The sequence below is a fragment of the Nocardia uniformis NBRC 13702 genome, assembly GCF_001613345.1.
Taxonomy (GTDB): Bacteria; Actinomycetota; Actinomycetes; order Mycobacteriales; family Mycobacteriaceae; genus Nocardia; species Nocardia uniformis.
Map to the genome: position 1 here is coordinate 170,958 of NZ_BDCE01000067.1, position 15,816 is coordinate 186,773.

The window sequence follows — 15,816 nt, forward strand, 5'->3', positions numbered from 1 at the left end:
CATCCCACGGTAGAAACAACCGACTCGTTAGTCAAGCTTGATTATTCAGGCTTGACTAGGCGGGCTGGCAATGCCCCTTTCTTCCCCGGCGTCCACACGTCGAGCTGTCCACTTTCGATGCGCTGCAATGTCTTACGCGCCCACTCCAGATCCGCGCGCACATGCGCCGCGGCCAACCCCATCGCATCCGCCACCTGGTACGGCTCCGCCTCCGTAGGATCACCGCTACCCGCAAGCACCCGTTCCACCTCTCGATCCAGGATCACCAGTTCGGCCTCGAACTTCAGAATTCGACTGCGCAGCGCGGCGATAACATCGGAACGCGGCACGTGCGGGAACAGCGCCACCGCCGTGTAATAGATGTACTTGGGCTGTTCCGCCGAGAACAGCACCGCCCGCATGAGGTCGCCGAACTCCTTCTCGCCGTCGGAAGTCAGGTGATAGCTGGTGCGCTCCGGACGCCCCGCGCCCTGATCCACCCCCTCCACCGCGATCAGCCCGTCGCGCTCCAGGGTCTTGAGCGCGCCGTAGATGGAGCCGGGTTTGGTATGCGCCCAGTCGTCGGCGCGCCAGGACAGCAATTCACGACGCACGTCGTAACCGTGCACCGGTTGTAGCAGCCGGACTACGGCGAGCACTAGCAATCGAGTGGTGGGAACAGCCATATCCGCAGGTTACTGAGAGCGAACGCGTGGTGTCGCCCCGCCCTGGCGTCGGCGACATCCGCGCCACGAACCTGCGCCGCATCACACCGCGAACCTGCGGAGGGGCGGCAAACGACGTCACACCTAGAGCCCCGTAGCGCTGTACAGCCGCCGATCCACCCGGCACGCCGGTGCAGTAGCGCACCCGTGCGCACGCACAGCGCCCCTTCCGGCACTGCCGCACCCATCCGCACAGGACAGTGCCCCTTCCAGCTCTGCTGGAAGGGGCACGAGATCCGAGAGTGCGACTGCTACCTCATGCGGCGCGGCGTTGCTCCATTTGCCGTGGCGCGGTGGTCTTCTCGACCTCGTCGAAGCCCGGCCGCCCGGTGCCGATGAACGCCACCAGCCACGAGAACACCGCGGCGAAGCGATTGCGGAACCCGACCAGGTAGAACAGGTGCACCGCCAACCAGGCGAACCAGGCGATGGTTCCGGTGAACTTCAGCTTGTCGTTCACCTTGGTGACCGCGCTGAACCGGCTGATCACCGCCATACTGCCCTTGTCCCAGTACTGGAACGGGGTGCCGGACGGCATCCTGCGGCGAATGATGTCGGCGGCGTGGCGGCCCTCCTGCATGGCGACCGGCGACTGGCCCGGATAGCCGTTGAGCGAGGTCATATCGCCGATGGCGTAGATATCGGCGTGGCCGCCCACGGTGAGGTCGGGATTGATCAATAGTCGTCCGGCGCGGTCAGTTTCGCAGCCGGTGGCCTCGGCCAACAGCTGGGCGAAGCCGCCCGCCTGCACACCGGCCGACCACACCACGGTCTCGGCGGCAATCCGCCGCTCCACGCCGTCCTTGGTCTTGACCGTCACCTTGCCCAGTTCGATATCGGTCACGAAGGTATCGAGCATGACCTCGACACCGCTGCGGGTCAGCGACTGCTTCGCATACTCCGACAGTCCGCCACCGAAGGGCGGCAGCACCGCGTCCGCACCCTCGACCAGGGTGACCGAAACCTCCTGGTGGTAATGCCGTTTCGAGAGTTCCTTCAGCTGGCCCGCGACCTCGACGCCGGTCGCGCCCGCACCCACGACGACGAAGCTCAGCAGCCGCTGCTGGGTCTCGGCATCGGCATTGCGAGCCAGTTCGAAGACGCTCTCGATCTGGGCGCGCAGGCGCTTGGCATCATCGATGGTCTTGAGCGAGAAGGTCTTATCGGCGAAATCGTCACGCCCGAAATAGGACTGATTGGCCCCGGTCGCCGCGATGAGCGATCCGTAGCGGATCTTGCGCGGCCCCTCCGGGGTTTCGTAGGTCAGTACGGCGGCCTCGGCGTCGATAGCGACGACCTTGCCGAGCCGGGCCTCACCATGCTTGTGGTGCCGAATAATGTTCTCAATCGGCGGCGCGATCTCATCCGAAGCCAGCACACCCGTCGCTACCTGATAGAGCAGCGGCTGGAACAGATGTTCCGGCGTAGCTGAGATGAGGACGTAATCGACTCCTGATTTATTCAACTGCTTGGCGGCGGCGAGGCCACCGAAGCCCGATCCGACGATGACGACATCAGTGGCTTCGATCCCCGAATGCACGTTCTGCATGACAGCTCCCTTCTCTCATGACTAACCGTGATTCGAAGTGAGAATGTTCCAGGGGTCAGGGCGCATAATGGAGATGACTCTTATCTTGGTTGATCATGAATGGAGATCATCTGTGGAGCTGCGACAGCTGGCCTACTTCGTCGCCGTCTGCGAGGAGCTCAGCTTCAGCCGGGCGGCGACGCGCTCGTTCATCTCACAGTCGGCGATCAGTCATCAGATCGCTCGACTCGAGCGGGATCTTGGCGTAACCCTCTTCGAACGGTCGACAAGATCGGTGGTACCCACCGACGCGACCACTCGGCTACTTCCCCTTGCGAAACAAATGCTGAGCCTGGAATCGGCCATTCGCGCAGCTGTACGGGCCTCCGGGCCGCGAATTCGCTTGGCAGCGAATATGTCCTTCGCAACAAGATCACTCTCGGCGATAGCTGGAGCGCGCGCCGCGCATCCCGGCGCGGAAATCGAGTTCGTCATCAAGCCGTTCCGCCAGCGCATCCAGGCGGTCGCGGACGGCGACTGCGATCTGGCGCTGATTCGCGGCAGCGTGGATCAGCCCGGACTGGAGGTGGAGAAGCTCTGGGTGGAAGATCTCGTCATCGCGACCGCGACCGCGCACCCCCTGGCCGGACGCCAGGATGTGGTCCTGTCCGAACTCAGCGCCTACCCGTTACTGCTGCCGCCGGAATCGGAACAGGTGCTGCTGCACAATGTGGTGCGCGGCGCCTTCGCCGATCTGCCGAGCGGTCCGGTCTACGGTCCTCCGATTCCGCCGGACCACACCGCCACCATGGAGCTCATCAATCGACCCGACGCGTGGACGATTCTGTATGCCGACAGTCAGACCGAGGGCATCGCGACGCTCCGGTTGGCGCGGGGGCCGCTGCGGGTACCGGTGTCGGCGGTGGTGCGGGCCGATATTCGACGCTCCCCCATCCTCACCACGCTGCTGGCCGCGCTACACAGTGCTTGACCCTGAGCCACCCGACTTCGGGGATCTCGCACCGCGGCCGAACACGCGGCGACTCCGGAGAAGACGACGAGTCCGATAAGTTGTCGGGCGCGGTCGCGAGCGTTAGTCGCCGACCGGCTGGTTCGAAGAGGTTGGGAGTGCAGGAATGCTACGCAGCGGTGAGGTCCTCGCCGACTTTGTCATCGAACGCGAGCTGGGCCGCGGCGGAATGGGATCGGTCTATCTCGCCCAACATCCCCGGCTGCCGCGCAAGACGGCACTGAAAGTCCTGAATCGGGAACTGTTCTCCGATGCCGAGAGCCGCGCCAGGTTCGATCGGGAAGCCGATCTCGTCGCGCGCCTGGATCATCCGAATATCGTGTCGATCTACGACCGCGGCGCGGAGGGCGAACGGCTGTGGATCTCGATGCAGTATGTGGACGGCACCGACGCCGAGCCGCTTCCGGGACGCGAGGTGGCCCCGGCCCGTGCGGTGCACATTATCGCCCAGGTCGCCGGGGCCCTCGATTACGCGCACAGCTGCGGCGTCCTGCACCGCGATGTCAAACCGGCGAATATCCTGCTCGAGCGACCGGCGAACGGGAGGCCGGAGCGTGTGGTGCTCACCGACTTCGGGATCGCTCGACTCCGCGATGACGCCGGACATCTGACGCGCACCGGAACCTTCACGGCGACTTTGGCATTCGCCTCGCCGGAGCAGCTTTCCGGCGAGACGCTCGATGCTCGGGCCGACCAGTATTCGCTGGCCTGCACCCTGTTTCGCCTGCTCACCGGCTCGGGTCCGTATGCCTCGGAGCACCCGGCCGTGGTGATGCAGGGGCATCTCTACGATGCGCCACCATCATTGAGCAGTGCGCGACCGGATCTGCCCGCGGCACTGGATCGAGTGATGGCCAGAGCCATGGCGAAAAGGCCGCAGGACCGGTTCAACTCGTGCGTGGAGTTCGCGCGGGCGGCACAGCAGGCATTGTCCGATAGCGGTGGCAGCGGCGCGACGGTGACCGCGCCCATGTACGAACCCGGCCCCGCGCCGCGAATCGCCCACACCGACCCCACCGTCCGTACCGCCGACCCCGCGCCATTGCCCGTCGAAAAGGGCCGCTCGCGCACCTGGCTGTTCGCGGGTATCGCTGCCGCACTCGTCACCGCACTCGCCATTGCGTCCGGCATCCTCTTCGCGAGGAGCGGTGCGGACGCCGAGCAGCACTCGTCCGGCGACCACGCCTCGATCTGGCGGGCGTTCCCGCAGATGGTGCCGGTCACTACGAGTCGCAAGGAAGGCTACAACGCGGCCTCGTGCAAGAGCTATCTGCCCAAGGACCGCCCGACCGACAGCGACGATGGGTTGGATTTCGGTAGGTGGACCGCCCAGTGGGAATGCGAATCCGGTGGGAACTACAAGGATCCGACCTTCCGGTTCTACGCCTACAACTCGTCCGCCGATGTGCGGGCGGTCACGGCACTGCTGGATCCGAACAAGAAGTTCACCGAGGACAACAATGGCCGGTCCTACACCAACTACCGGGTGACCTCGTATTGGGGCGAGGCGATCGTCACGGTCTTCCTCGACACGAAACACCAAGCTGCCTTCCTCATGTACGCGCGCCCGAAGTCGTCGAGTGACAAGCAGGACGTTGTCGGCTGGTGGAAGAAGACCGCTCTCGATCAGTAGAGATCCTGACCCCGTCATTCCGAGAGGGCAGATTGGGAAGACTGGACGGTCAGGGCGTGCGCGACGGCCAGGTGCAGCCGCATATCCTCGGGCTCTTCGTCTTCGAGCGCCCAGGCGATCTCCTCCATGGCGCGCATGAAGGCCCAGCCTCGGGCGCGTTCGGCGTCGACGCCGAGACCGGCGGCTATGCGTTCGACCACGGCGCGGGCATGTGCGGGCGTGGGTGCGCTCTGCACCGAGATCATAATGAGGAATCCGGCGTCGAAGGCGGCCTCACCCAGATACGCCTTCGGATCGATGAGCAGCCACGGCTCGCGTTCGGCCGCAACGATATTGCCGAGGTGGGTATCGCGATTGACGATGAGCAGCGGCCCGTCGGGCACCACCAGTCGCTCGCACCAGAGGCGGGCCGCGTCCAGCAGGTGCGCCGGAATCACCTGAGCGAGTTCGGGATCGGGGTCGGTGAACAACTCGACCCATTCCGCCACTATCCCCGCGGCTTCGGGTAGCGCGGGATAGCCGTCCGGTATGGCGATGGGTGCGCGCCGCAGTCGCCGATAGAGCCGACAGGCGAGGTCGACCTTGTCGATATGCTCCGGCCGCCCTTCGAGACTCGGAAATCCCGGCTGCACCAGCAGCGGCGCTCCGGGCCGCGCCCATTCGAGCAGCAACGCACCGGTTTTCGGGTCGAATTCGTAGAGCCGCACCGCGCCATCACCCTGATAGCAGTACATTCCGGCGGCCTCGCCGATATTCTCCGGGTCCACCACCGGAATCTTCAGTACCGCAACGGATCCGTCGGCGCGGCGAACCGGTGCGACCCAGGAATGCGTCCCACCCCCGAAGGCCGCGCCGATCACCGTCAAACCCCAAGCGGCGCAGCGCTGCTCGATGACTCCGGGTAGCTCCGCCAACCACTGTTCCCCGCGCTCGGCGAAGATCTCACGAATGTTCTCAGCCACCTCGGCAGGCAAGATCATGACACCACCCTCTCATTCGTCGCGCACGCCGCCCGCGATCGACCTACCCTGAAATCGTGAGCGCCGAGAACCTGCGAGCATCAGACGCAGACCGCGAAAAGATCGTCGACCGACTACGAGTCGCGATGGACGAGGGCCGACTGACCCTGCACGAGTTCGACAGCCGTCTGCAGGACGTCTACGCCGCCAAAACGCACGGTGAACTGGCCCCCATAGTCTCCGACCTCCCCGCCCAGCGCCCCAGCAAGGGTGTATCCACAGGCTCCGGCGACACCAGCACCATCCCCACCTGGGTCAAAATCATGTGGACCCCCTGGGTTTTCGTGAACATCCTCATGGTCGTGATCTGGCTGGCCACCGGAATGGGCTACTTCTGGCCCTTCTGGGTGGCGGTCCCCTGGGGCCTGGCCCTATTCATCCCCACCTTCATCGGCATCACCGTCAACCGCGACAACCGTCGCCGTGACGGGTACACCTGATCCGGCTTCACCAGACACCTCAGCCGGGGTCGGCCGGGATGACGTGGGATGACGTCAGTCGTGAGCGAGGTGGGCCGAAAACAACTCGGCCCCCGTTGTTTCCAACGGGGGCCGTGTCGATTGCGCTCAGCGCGAGACGCTTAACCCTTGTGGGTCTTCACGGCCTCGGTCAGCTGCGGGGCGACATTGAACAGGTCGCCGACGATGCCGTAGTCGCTGATCTCGAAGATGGGAGCTTCCTCGTCCTTGTTGACAGCGACGATGGTCTTCGAGGTCTGCATACCAGCGCGGTGCTGGATGGCGCCGGAGATACCGAGGGCGATGTACAGCTGCGGGGAAACCGTCTTACCGGTCTGACCGACCTGGAACTGGCCCGGGTAGTAGCCGGAGTCGACGGCGGCGCGGGAAGCACCGACGGCGGCACCGAGGGCGTCGGCCAGGGGCTCGACGACCTTGCCGAAGTTATCGGCCGAACCGACGCCACGGCCACCGGAGACCACGATCGCGGCCTCGGTGAGCTCCGGACGGTCGCCGCCCACGATCGGCTCACGCGAGACGATCTTGGTGACGCCCTCGTCCTGGGCCGGAACCTCGACGACGACCTTCTCGCCGGCGCCGGCCGCGGGGGCTGCCTCGATGGCGCCCGGGCGGACCGAAATCACCGGCACGTCGCCGGTGGCCTTGGCGTCGACGGTGAACGCGCCACCGAAGATGGAGTGCTGGGCCGAGCCGTCGGCATTGATGGAGATGACGTCGACCAGCAGCCCGGAGCCGATGCGGGCGGCAAGGCGGCCCGACACCTCCTTGCCGTCGGCGGTGGCGGCGACCAGGATCGCGGCCGGGGCGGCGGTCTCGGACAGGCCGGCGAGGACGTCCACCTTCGGCGTCACCAGGAAGCCCTCGGCGTCGTCGGACTCGGCGACGTAGATCTTCTCGGCGCCGGCGGAAGTCAGCGCGTCGGCCAGCTTGTCGGCGGTGCCGGGGCCGGCGACCACGACGGCGGCCGGGGTGCCCAGGCTACGAGCCGCGGTGATCAGTTCGGAGGTGACCTTCTTGGGCGCACCTTCGGCGTGCTCCACGAGCACGAGTACTTCTGCCATTGTTCCTTCTCCTGCTGCGTCTATGGGGGCGAGCTGGCAAGCACTGCGCCCCAACCGTTGTGCTCGGGGGCTATTTAGATGATCTTCTGGCCGACCAGGTAGGTGGCAATGTTCTGGCCGCCCTCACCCTCGTCGACGATCTTCTCGCCCGCCGTGCGCGCCGGCTTCGGGGTCACACCGGTCACCTGGGTGCCGGCGTTCGCGACGCCCACGGTCTCCGGGTCGACGCCCAGATCGGCCAGCGTGAAGGTCTGAACTTCCTTCTTCTTCGCGGCCATGATGCCCTTGAAGGACGGGAAGCGCGGCTCGTTGATCTTCTCGCTGACCGAGACGATGGCCGGCAGGGTGGCCTCCAGCTTGAAGACGCCCTCGTCGGTCTCGCGCTCGCCCGAGATGCGCTCGCCATCGACAGTCAGCTTGCGCAGGTGGGTCAGCTGCGGCAGACCCAGGTATTCGGCAATGATGGCCGGGACGGCGCCGGAGCGACCGTCGGTGGCCTCGTTACCGGCGATGACCAGTTCGATGCCCTCGATCTGGCCCAGCGCGGCGGCCAGCACGTAGGCGGTCTGCACGGCGTCGGAGCCGTGAACGGCCTCGTCCTGAATGTGGATGGCCTTGTCGGCACCCATGGACAGCGCCTTGCGGATTGCCTCGGTGGTACGCGCCGGACCCATGGCCAGGACGGTAACCTCGCCGCCCTGCGCCTCCTTGATCAGCAGCGCTTCTTCGACAGCGCGCTCGTTGATCTCGTCGAGGATGGCGTCGGCGGCCTCGCGGTCGAGGGTGTAGTCACCATCGGTCAGCTTGCGCTCGGACCAGGTGTCGGGAACCTGCTTGATCAGTACGACGATGTTCGGCATTGGTCTTCGTCGACCTCCTGTTCTGATGGCACGGGGTGAGGTAGTACGACCGTCCGTACGTCCCACATGTGTAGCTCGCGCAGGACATTACCCCATGTTAAGTTACTCGCGGGTAACTTAGGCTGTGATGTTCTCCATGACCCCCTCCGGCCGTCGCTGTGATATGGGCAACCGCTAACGTCGAGGCCGTGAGCGATGCCGTTGTATCCACCGAAAACCACGCCGATCCCCTGCCGTTGACCGGCGAACGCACGGTGCCCGGCATCGCCGAGGAGAACTACTGGTTCCGGCGGCACGAGATCGCTTACGCCCGTCTGCTGGACCGCTGCGCCGGGCGTGTGGTGCTCGAGGCCGGATCCGGCGAAGGCTACGGCGCGAACATGATCGCCGAGGTCGCCGAGCGCGTAATCGGGCTGGACTACGACGATTCCGCGGTCGCGCACGTGCGGGCGCGCTACCCACGCGTAGAAATGATGCAGGGCAACCTCGCGGACCTACCCCTCGACAACGACTCCGTCGATATCGTCGTGAACTTCCAGGTGATCGAACACCTGTGGGATCAAGCACAATTCCTGCGCGAATGCCTGCGGGTGCTGCGACCGGGCGGGCAGCTGTTGATCAGCACACCCAACCGGATCACCTTCTCGCCGGGGCGCGATACACCGTTGAACCCCTTCCACACCCGCGAACTCAATGCCGCCGAACTCGACGAACTTCTTGTCGAGGCCGGTTTCCAGGTCGAGCTCATGACCGGCGTGCACCACGGCGCGAAACTGGCCGCGCTAGACACCAAGTGGGGCGGCTCGATTATCGACGCACAGATCGAGCGGGCCCTCGCGGGTGAGCCGTGGCCCGCCGAGCTGACCGCGGATGTCGCCGCCGTGAGCACCGATGATTTCGAACTGCGCACCGCCGATATCGACGCCAGCCTCGATCTGGTCGCTATCGCGGTGAAACCGCAGTGAGCGAGAAGTCCACTGTTCCAGGCCAGTTCACGCTGGTCCTGCATTCACATCTGCCCTGGCTGGCCCATCACGGGCGGTGGCCGGTCGGTGAGGAATGGTTGTACCAGTCGTGGGCGGCCACCTATCTGCCCGTAGCGAAGGTGCTGAGAAACCTTGCCGCCGAAGGGCGTTCACATCTGCTGAGCCTCGGCATCACGCCGGTGCTGGCGGCACAGCTCGATGACCCGCACTGCCTCTCGGGCATGCATCACTGGTTGGGCAACTGGAAGCTGCGCGCCGACGAGGCGTCGATGGCCGGCAATACCGCACTCGGCGCGCACGAACATCGGCTCGCCACCGAGGCTCTCGACGATTTCGAGACGCGCTGGCGGCACGGATCGTCACCGGTATGGCGGGAGCTGATCGACGCCGAGGCCATCGAACTGCTCGGCGGTCCCCTGGCTCATCCGTTCCAGCCGCTGCTGGACGAGCGGCTGCGGACCTATCAGCTGCACGAAGGTCTCGCCGACGCACAGCACCGCGTCGGCCACACCCCCGCCGGTATCTGGGCTCCCGAATGCGGATTCACACCCGGTATGGAGAAGAACTACGACGCGGCGGGCATCTCCCATTTCATGTGCGACGGGCCCGCACTGCGCGGTGACACCTCGCTCGGGCGACCCGTCTGGGACTCGGACACGGTGGTGTTCGGACGCGATCTGCACGTGTCCTATCGCGTCTGGTCGCCGAAATCCGGGTACCCCGGACAGCCGTACTACCGTGATTTCCATCACTACGATCATGCCTCCGGGCTCAAACCCGCCCGGGTCACCGGCAAAACCGTCGCCGGGCCGGACAAGGCTCCCTACGATCCGGAACTCGCCGCCGCGGCCATCGAACGCGATGTCGCCGACTTCGTGGCGACGGTGCGCGAACGCCTGTTCTCCGAATCCGAACGCATCGGTCGACCCGCGCTCGTGGTGGCCGCGTTCGACACCGAACTGTTCGGGCACTGGTGGCACGAGGGCCCGCAGTGGCTCGATCAGGTGCTGCGCGCACTGCCCGAAGCCGGTGTCACGGTCGGTACCCTCGCCGATGCGCGGGACCGTGGTTACGTGGGCGAACGCGTCGAATTGGCCGATTCCTCGTGGGGTTCGGGCAAGGACTGGCGAGTGTGGGCCGGGGACCAGGTTGCCGATCTGGTCGACCTCAATACCGATATCGTGCGGCTGGCGCTCGACACCCTCGACAAGATGCGCGCCGACCAGGACGGGCTGCGCGATCCGGTCGCCGATCAGCTGCTGCGCGAAACCATCCTCACCATCTCCAGCGACTGGGCGTTCATGGTCTCCAAGGACTCCGCCGCCGGCTACGCGCGTGACCGCGCTCATGAGCACGCACACGCCGTGCGCGAAATCGCTTCCGCTATTTCCGGCGGGCAACTCGCCAAAGCACAGCGGTTGGCGGCAGGATGGGCTGCGGCCGACGGACTCTTCCCGGCGCTCGACGCGCGCCGACTCGGCCCCGCCCTCGGCGGGAACGACGAGTCCGGAGGAGGCAGCTTGCGTAACCACGCAGGGCCCCGTGGACGCCGCATGGACGCAGAAGGACCCCGATGAAGATCTTGATGGTGTCGTGGGAGTACCCACCTGTCGTTGTCGGCGGGTTGGGCCGTCACGTCCATCACCTGGCTACCGAACTAGCGGCGGCCGGACATGAGGTCGTGGTGCTGGCTCGTCGGCCCATGGGCACCGACGCGAGCACCCATCCCACGCACTCGTTCGTCGAGGACGGGGTGCTGGTGGTCGCGGTCGCCGAGGATTCACCGTGCTTCGACTTCGGCGAGGACATGCTGGCGTGGACCCTCGCGATGGGTCACGCCATGGTTCGGGCCGGGATCGCGCTGGAAAAGCCCGGCGTCGGTGAGGGCTGGACCCCCGATGTCGTGCACGCGCACGACTGGCTGGTCGCGCATCCCGGTATCGCGCTGGCCGAGTTCTATGACGTGCCACTGGTTTCCACCATTCACGCCACCGAGGCCGGGCGGCACAGCGGCTGGGTGTCGGGCCGGGTCAATAAGCAGGTGCACTCGGTCGAATGGTGGCTGGCGCACGAATCCGATGCGCTCATCACCTGTTCGGCCTCCATGCAGGACGAGGTCGAGCGGCTCTACAGCCCCGACCGGACGCCGCTGACCGTCATTCGCAATGGCATCGACGTGGGCGCGTGGACTTTCCGCGAACGCGCCCCGCGCTCCGGCCCGCCGCGTCTGCTCTACGTCGGCCGCCTCGAATACGAGAAGGGTGTGCAGGACGCCATCGCCGCCCTCCCCCGTATCCGAAAGGCCCATCCCGGAACGACTTTGACCGTCGCCGGTGTCGGCACCCAATTCGACTGGCTGCGCGAACGCGCCCGCCACCACCGCGTCGCCCGTGCCGTCAATTTCGTCGGCCGCCTCGACCACACCGATCTGCTGGGCTGGCTGCACAGCGCCGACGCGATCGTCCTGCCCAGCCGCTACGAACCCTTCGGCATTGTCGCGCTGGAAGCGGCCGCTGCGGGGACGCCCTTGGTCACGTCGACCGCAGGTGGTCTCGGCGAACTCGTCATCGACGACGTCACCGGCGCATCCTTCGAACCAGCCGACGTCAACGGTCTGGTCGACGCCGCAGTCTCCGTCCTCGACAACCAGGCTGCCGCCCAGGACCGCGCCTGGGCCGCCCGCGAACGCCTCACCGCCGACTTCGCCTGGGATGTGGTCGCCGCCGAAACCGCCCTGGTCTACCAGGCCGCAAAACGCCGCGTCCGCATCCCCCTGACCCGCCCGGTGATCGCGGAACGCCCACTCCCGGAACGCGATCCGAACCAGCCGATCTGACGAAACCGATACCTACTTCCGGACGTAGAAGAACCCCGAGCCGATGATGGCGATGGCGATCATGACGGCGATTCCGGCGATGAGGTTGCCGAAGTAGGTGGCTACGCCGAATCCGATAATGACGGCTACTACCAGGGCTGACCATTCGATGATGGTTGGTTGCCTTGTCGGTGTTCGCATGGTGCTCCTCCGATTCCGCGGTGCCCCGCACCGCTGTGGCCCCATTCCCATTGTCCATGAAGGGGGCTCGCCGATCACGCGCCCGCGAGCTCTAGTTCCGATGAATCGTCGTGGTCGTGATTGCGAGGTGGGGTCGGGTTCGCCAGTAGCCAGCGGCGGAAGGACTCGTCGCTGAACTGGTAGTTTCCGCCGGCGGCGCGTAAGAGCCCGGCGCGGTGGGCCCATTCCAGGAAAACGGCTGGGCGTGGGCTGAATCGGTCGCCGCCGAGCAGGAGCAGGCAGGCGCAGGTGTAGCGGATTCGGCGGACCGCGCAGGTGCCGCCGCCGACCGCGACCGCGGAGGTCGCGGCTGTGAACAGGGCGAGGTGTAGGCCGGTGCGGTCGGTCGTGAAGGCCACGACGGCGTAGCAGAGCGCGAAACCGGCCAGGGCGGTGAGCAATACGACCCAGGCGGTGCGGCCCCACTGGAACAGCCAGCGGTGTTCACCCGCGGGTTCGAGGAAACGCACCTCCAGGACCGGTCCCAGGAAGGCCAGCAGTGCGGCCAGGATCGCGACGACCGGCCATACACCGGCTGCACCCGCGAGACCGTGCCCGGCGAGCAGAATCACCCTGTCGTGCAACCAGATCGGTGAACCCGCACCGGCGATACGCGACGCCTGGGCCAGTGCGACCACCAGGCCGACGACGAATCCGGTCGCCGCGAAACGGGTGGCACGCTGTACCAGCCGCGAGGTACTGCCCGACCAGCCCCGCGCCGCCACCGCGGCGGCCGCGATGGCGGAGACGGCCAAACCGATCGCGAGCGTGCGCGCCGATTCCATCGGCCGGTAATTCCACCAGGCGATATCGACCGCCAGCGCCACCACCAGTCCGGCGAACAGGGCGGTGGCACCGATACGCGCGGTCATACTCGCGACCGGCGACCAGTGCTGGCGCGTCCACGTCGGGGCGGAGCTGACGATTCCGCACAGCAGGGCCATCGGAACGAGCAGCGGGTCGAGAGCGAAAGCCGGTGTGGTGCAGGTCCATCCGAAGAGACCGAAGAGGCCGTCGCCGGACGGGGTCCGAACGCAGGCGTAATGCGTGCCCATAATGCCGTAGGCGTAGCCGAGCACAATGAATCCGAGCAGAGCCGCCAGGACGCCCTGCAGGATGCGGGTGCGTTTGCCGATCAGTTCCCAGATGTCGTCGCGCCCGAAGACGGTGTCGATACGCCCGACTCGCGGTCGCGCACCGAGGTATTCGGCGAGACCGTGCAGCCAGCGGTGAACTTGGCCCTCGTCATAGCGGTCGGTTCCGGAGGCGACGCGGGGCGTGCTCTCGATCGCAGCGGCCAGGACGGCCGAATGCAGCACCGACGCCACCTCCGCCTCACTGCTCGCATGCACCAGCCGGGCGATATCGCCGGGTCGGCCGCGTCGCAGAAAGTTCACGGCGAGCGTGAAATGTACCGGGGTGCGCAGTGATCGGGCCAGTGGGCCGTCCGGGGATTCGACCAGCCGCCACACCACCGGCTTCCAGGTATCGCTGTCGTAGGTCGGGTCGTTGCGCATTTCATTGAGGCGCTCGAGCACCGTCTGGGTGCCGATGGGCTGCAGTTCGATCACCGTGGCCGAACCCAGTCTGCCGCCGTCGGAGCGCAGGCGCTGGTAGGTGTCGGCATCGCAGCCGATGACGAGGGCACGGTCGTGCCATTCCGCGGCGTCGAGCTGTTCGATGGCGCAACGCAATCGGACGGGTTCACGACCCGGTGGGTCCATGCCGTCGATCCGTTCGAGCACCGGCAGGATGGCGCCGCTCTCGACCAGTCGCCGCACCACACCCACCCGCAGACCGTGGTCGCTGGCTATGCGATCGGCCAGCCAGCCGGTCAGGCTGCGCGTCAAGGGATTCCAGGTCGCCGCATCCACCCGCACCGGCACCGGGCCACGCTCCTCGGTTGGTCGGCGATCGCGGTCGGCGAGCAATTCGAGCAGCAGGCTCAGCAGGGTGACGGCCTTACCCGCGCCGGGTTCGCCCAGTACCAGCAGCCGCTCCCCGGAGCGGCTCGGATAATATCCGGCGATTTGTCGCACGGTCCGAATATTCGGGTCCTCGTATTCCGCTTCGGGCGCCCAGCTTTCGAAACGAATTCGGTCATATTCGACACTTCGGTCATATTCGGCGCGCGACATCCACAATCGGGCCAAATTGTCCCGTTCGCGCCGTTCCACCGCGCGGGCCAGCGTGTCGGCCCAGTGAACCCACAAGGACTTACCCCCTTGTTCCGGCAGATACCTCAACTTGCACAGGCACTATCGGGCGACAGCATGCCACATAATTCTCCGAGGTCGAACCCCGACGAGTTTGTCATTCAGCGCATTAACAGACTGGTCAGAATTACAATTTCTTCAGCACGCGCTGCACGGTCAAAAAGGTGCGCGTGGTGATGTCCTTGCCGTGGTGCTTCTCCAGCCAGGCCATGAACTTCGGGGTGTTCGGTGTGCTGTTGTCGACCACCCACAGCACCGCGTGCGTTCCCTTGTCGTAGCCGACCACCCGCACCGTCGGGTCGACCTCCGTCGTCTCGAGCTCCGGGGGTTCGACGTGATACTTCAGAAAGGTAACCGTCAGATAGGTTTCGCGGCAGTGCGTCAGACCGGCGAACGGATCGGCCTCCACCAGGGCGCGCAGCTGATCGCTGCTGCGAATCAGGGTGCCGCCGCCAATGCCGAGTTGGTCCTGCAAGGCCTGCTGAATCCGCGATTCCAGTGCGGGAACATCAGTTTCGGGAGCGCTGAACACGATATTGCCGCTCGACAGCACCGAACCCACGCCCTCGAGGCCGAGACCTTCGAATACGCCGCGCAGCTTGTCGTTCTTCATATTCGGGTTCATCGGCGCGATCCCACGCAGGAAGGCGGCATAGCGATTCATACCGCCGACAGTACCGCCGCCCCGACCTCGTCCCGATGTGACAACTGATTTCGCAAGGTTCGGGGTAACTCGTCGGGTACGCCCACAATCGGCTCGGCACGCAACCGCCGGCACGCGTGCACGACAGTCAACGGCTCTCAGCCGTGCGCTGAAGATTCGGGGAGGCGGGGGAGCCCGCCGTTGCCGACCCCGTTCTTCTTGCGCTCGATATCGGCCAGGGCGGCAAGGTGTTCGGCCCGCTGCGATGCGGCGGCGTCCCAGGCCACCTTGCGGTTCTTGACGGCCTTGGCGGGCGCGCCGACCGCGATACTGAAGTCCGGGAAATCACCCTTCACCACGGCGTGCGCACCGAGCACACAGCCCCGGCCCACGCGGGTGCCGCGCAACACGGTCACCTTGGCGGCGATCCAGGTGTCGGGACCGATCCGGACCGGGCTCTTCACAATGCCCTGGTCCTTGATCGGCATGGTGATGTCGTCCATGCGGTGGTCGAAGTCGCAGATGTAGCACCAGTCCGCGACCAGGGTGGATTCGCCGATCTCGATATCGAGGTAGGTGTTGACGACATTGTCCTTGCCGAA

General features: G+C 65.9%; 15 protein-coding genes. 6 read left to right on the top strand and 9 right to left on the bottom strand.

Annotated elements, in window-relative coordinates; translation table 11 throughout:
* Positions 1-41: 41 nt before the first annotated feature.
* Both NU1_RS25615 and NU1_RS25620 read right to left on the bottom strand, forming a co-directional pair.
* Positions 42-665: a PadR family transcriptional regulator gene (locus NU1_RS25615; protein WP_067525017.1), complete on the bottom strand. Its 624-nt coding sequence runs from the start codon at positions 663-665 to the stop codon at positions 42-44.
* Positions 666-960: 295 nt separating this feature from the next.
* Positions 961-2,253 (bottom strand): NAD(P)/FAD-dependent oxidoreductase, encoded by a 1,293-nt coding sequence (locus NU1_RS25620; RefSeq protein WP_067525019.1) that lies wholly within the window; start codon positions 2,251-2,253, stop codon positions 961-963.
* Positions 2,254-2,365: 112 nt separating this feature from the next.
* On the opposite strand from NU1_RS25620, the gene NU1_RS25625 reads away from it, so the two are divergent.
* Positions 2,366-3,223 carry a LysR family transcriptional regulator gene (locus NU1_RS25625; protein ID WP_067525119.1) on the top strand — a complete coding sequence of 286 codons (858 nt, stop codon included), beginning with the start codon at positions 2,366-2,368 and terminating at the stop codon, positions 3,221-3,223.
* Between the two features lie 145 nt (positions 3,224-3,368).
* Positions 3,369-4,895: a serine/threonine-protein kinase gene (locus NU1_RS25630; RefSeq protein WP_067525021.1), complete on the top strand. Its 1,527-nt coding sequence runs from the start codon at positions 3,369-3,371 to the stop codon at positions 4,893-4,895.
* 14 nt (positions 4,896-4,909) lie between these two features.
* Here the strand turns inward: NU1_RS25630 and NU1_RS25635 are convergent, their stop codons facing one another.
* Positions 4,910-5,875, bottom strand: coding sequence for an aminoglycoside phosphotransferase family protein (locus tag NU1_RS25635; protein ID WP_067525023.1), 966 nt, complete (start codon positions 5,873-5,875; stop codon positions 4,910-4,912).
* 56 nt (positions 5,876-5,931) lie between these two features.
* On the opposite strand from NU1_RS25635, the gene NU1_RS25640 reads away from it, so the two are divergent.
* Positions 5,932-6,354: a DUF1707 domain-containing protein gene (locus NU1_RS25640; RefSeq protein ID WP_067525025.1), complete on the top strand. Its 423-nt coding sequence runs from the start codon at positions 5,932-5,934 to the stop codon at positions 6,352-6,354.
* A gap of 140 nt (positions 6,355-6,494) precedes the next feature.
* On the opposite strand, the gene NU1_RS25645 is transcribed toward NU1_RS25640, so the two are convergent.
* Complete coding sequence (locus tag NU1_RS25645; RefSeq protein WP_067525027.1) at positions 6,495-7,454, bottom strand: electron transfer flavoprotein subunit alpha/FixB family protein; 960 nt, start codon at positions 7,452-7,454, stop codon at positions 6,495-6,497.
* 74 nt (positions 7,455-7,528) lie between these two features.
* Complete coding sequence (locus NU1_RS25650) at positions 7,529-8,314, bottom strand: electron transfer flavoprotein subunit beta/FixA family protein (protein ID WP_067525029.1); 786 nt, start codon at positions 8,312-8,314, stop codon at positions 7,529-7,531.
* A 188-nt stretch (positions 8,315-8,502) separates the two neighbouring features.
* On the opposite strand from NU1_RS25650, the gene NU1_RS25655 reads away from it, so the two are divergent.
* Genes NU1_RS25655 through NU1_RS25665 form a run of 3 tightly spaced genes read left to right on the top strand, consistent with a single transcriptional unit; the run spans position 8,503 to position 12,136 of the window.
* Entirely contained in the window at positions 8,503-9,279 is a 777-nt protein-coding gene (locus NU1_RS25655; RefSeq protein WP_245720305.1) for a class I SAM-dependent methyltransferase, read from the top strand.
* Complete coding sequence (locus tag NU1_RS25660; protein ID WP_084521792.1) at positions 9,276-10,877, top strand: 1,4-alpha-glucan branching protein domain-containing protein; 1,602 nt, start codon at positions 9,276-9,278, stop codon at positions 10,875-10,877. Before NU1_RS25655 ends, NU1_RS25660 begins: the two co-directional genes overlap by 4 nt.
* On the top strand, positions 10,874-12,136 hold the full coding sequence (locus NU1_RS25665) for a glycosyltransferase family 4 protein (protein ID WP_067525031.1): 1,263 nt from the start codon (positions 10,874-10,876) through the stop codon (positions 12,134-12,136). Before NU1_RS25660 ends, NU1_RS25665 begins: the two co-directional genes overlap by 4 nt.
* Before the next feature lie 12 nt (positions 12,137-12,148).
* On the opposite strand, the gene NU1_RS41755 is transcribed toward NU1_RS25665, so the two are convergent.
* The 4 genes from NU1_RS41755 to NU1_RS25680 all read right to left on the bottom strand — a co-directional run.
* Positions 12,149-12,316 (bottom strand): hypothetical protein, encoded by a 168-nt coding sequence (locus tag NU1_RS41755; RefSeq protein ID WP_157553014.1) that lies wholly within the window; start codon positions 12,314-12,316, stop codon positions 12,149-12,151.
* A 74-nt stretch (positions 12,317-12,390) separates the two neighbouring features.
* On the bottom strand, positions 12,391-14,394 hold the full coding sequence (locus NU1_RS25670; protein ID WP_169815137.1) for a hypothetical protein: 2,004 nt from the start codon (positions 14,392-14,394) through the stop codon (positions 12,391-12,393).
* Between the two features lie 304 nt (positions 14,395-14,698).
* The gene (locus tag NU1_RS25675; RefSeq protein WP_067525035.1) at positions 14,699-15,235 is read right to left on the bottom strand and encodes a DUF1697 domain-containing protein; all 537 of its coding nucleotides are present in this window, start codon (positions 15,233-15,235) and stop codon (positions 14,699-14,701) included.
* 137 nt (positions 15,236-15,372) lie between these two features.
* Positions 15,373-15,816, bottom strand: a 444-nt coding sequence (locus NU1_RS25680; RefSeq protein ID WP_169815138.1) for an acyltransferase, incomplete at its 5' end; no start/stop codon positions are given.

Excerpts from the sequence above, each read along its gene's own strand:
- NU1_RS25615 (WP_067525017.1), bottom strand. The coding sequence starts at position 665 with ATGGCTGTTCCCACCACTCGATTGCTAGTGCTCGCCGTAGTCCGGCTG.
- NU1_RS25620 (WP_067525019.1), bottom strand. The coding sequence starts at position 2,253 with ATGCAGAACGTGCATTCGGGGATCGAAGCCACTGATGTCGTCATCGTC.
- NU1_RS25630 (WP_067525021.1), top strand. The coding sequence starts at position 3,369 with ATGCTACGCAGCGGTGAGGTCCTCGCCGACTTTGTCATCGAACGCGAG.
- NU1_RS25635 (WP_067525023.1), bottom strand. The coding sequence starts at position 5,875 with ATGATCTTGCCTGCCGAGGTGGCTGAGAACATTCGTGAGATCTTCGCC.
- NU1_RS25645 (WP_067525027.1), bottom strand. The coding sequence starts at position 7,454 with ATGGCAGAAGTACTCGTGCTCGTGGAGCACGCCGAAGGTGCGCCCAAG.
- NU1_RS25650 (WP_067525029.1), bottom strand. The coding sequence starts at position 8,314 with ATGCCGAACATCGTCGTACTGATCAAGCAGGTTCCCGACACCTGGTCC.
- NU1_RS25665 (WP_067525031.1), top strand. The coding sequence starts at position 10,874 with ATGAAGATCTTGATGGTGTCGTGGGAGTACCCACCTGTCGTTGTCGGC.
- NU1_RS41755 (WP_157553014.1), bottom strand. The coding sequence starts at position 12,316 with ATGCGAACACCGACAAGGCAACCAACCATCATCGAATGGTCAGCCCTG.
- NU1_RS25675 (WP_067525035.1), bottom strand. The coding sequence starts at position 15,235 with ATGAATCGCTATGCCGCCTTCCTGCGTGGGATCGCGCCGATGAACCCG.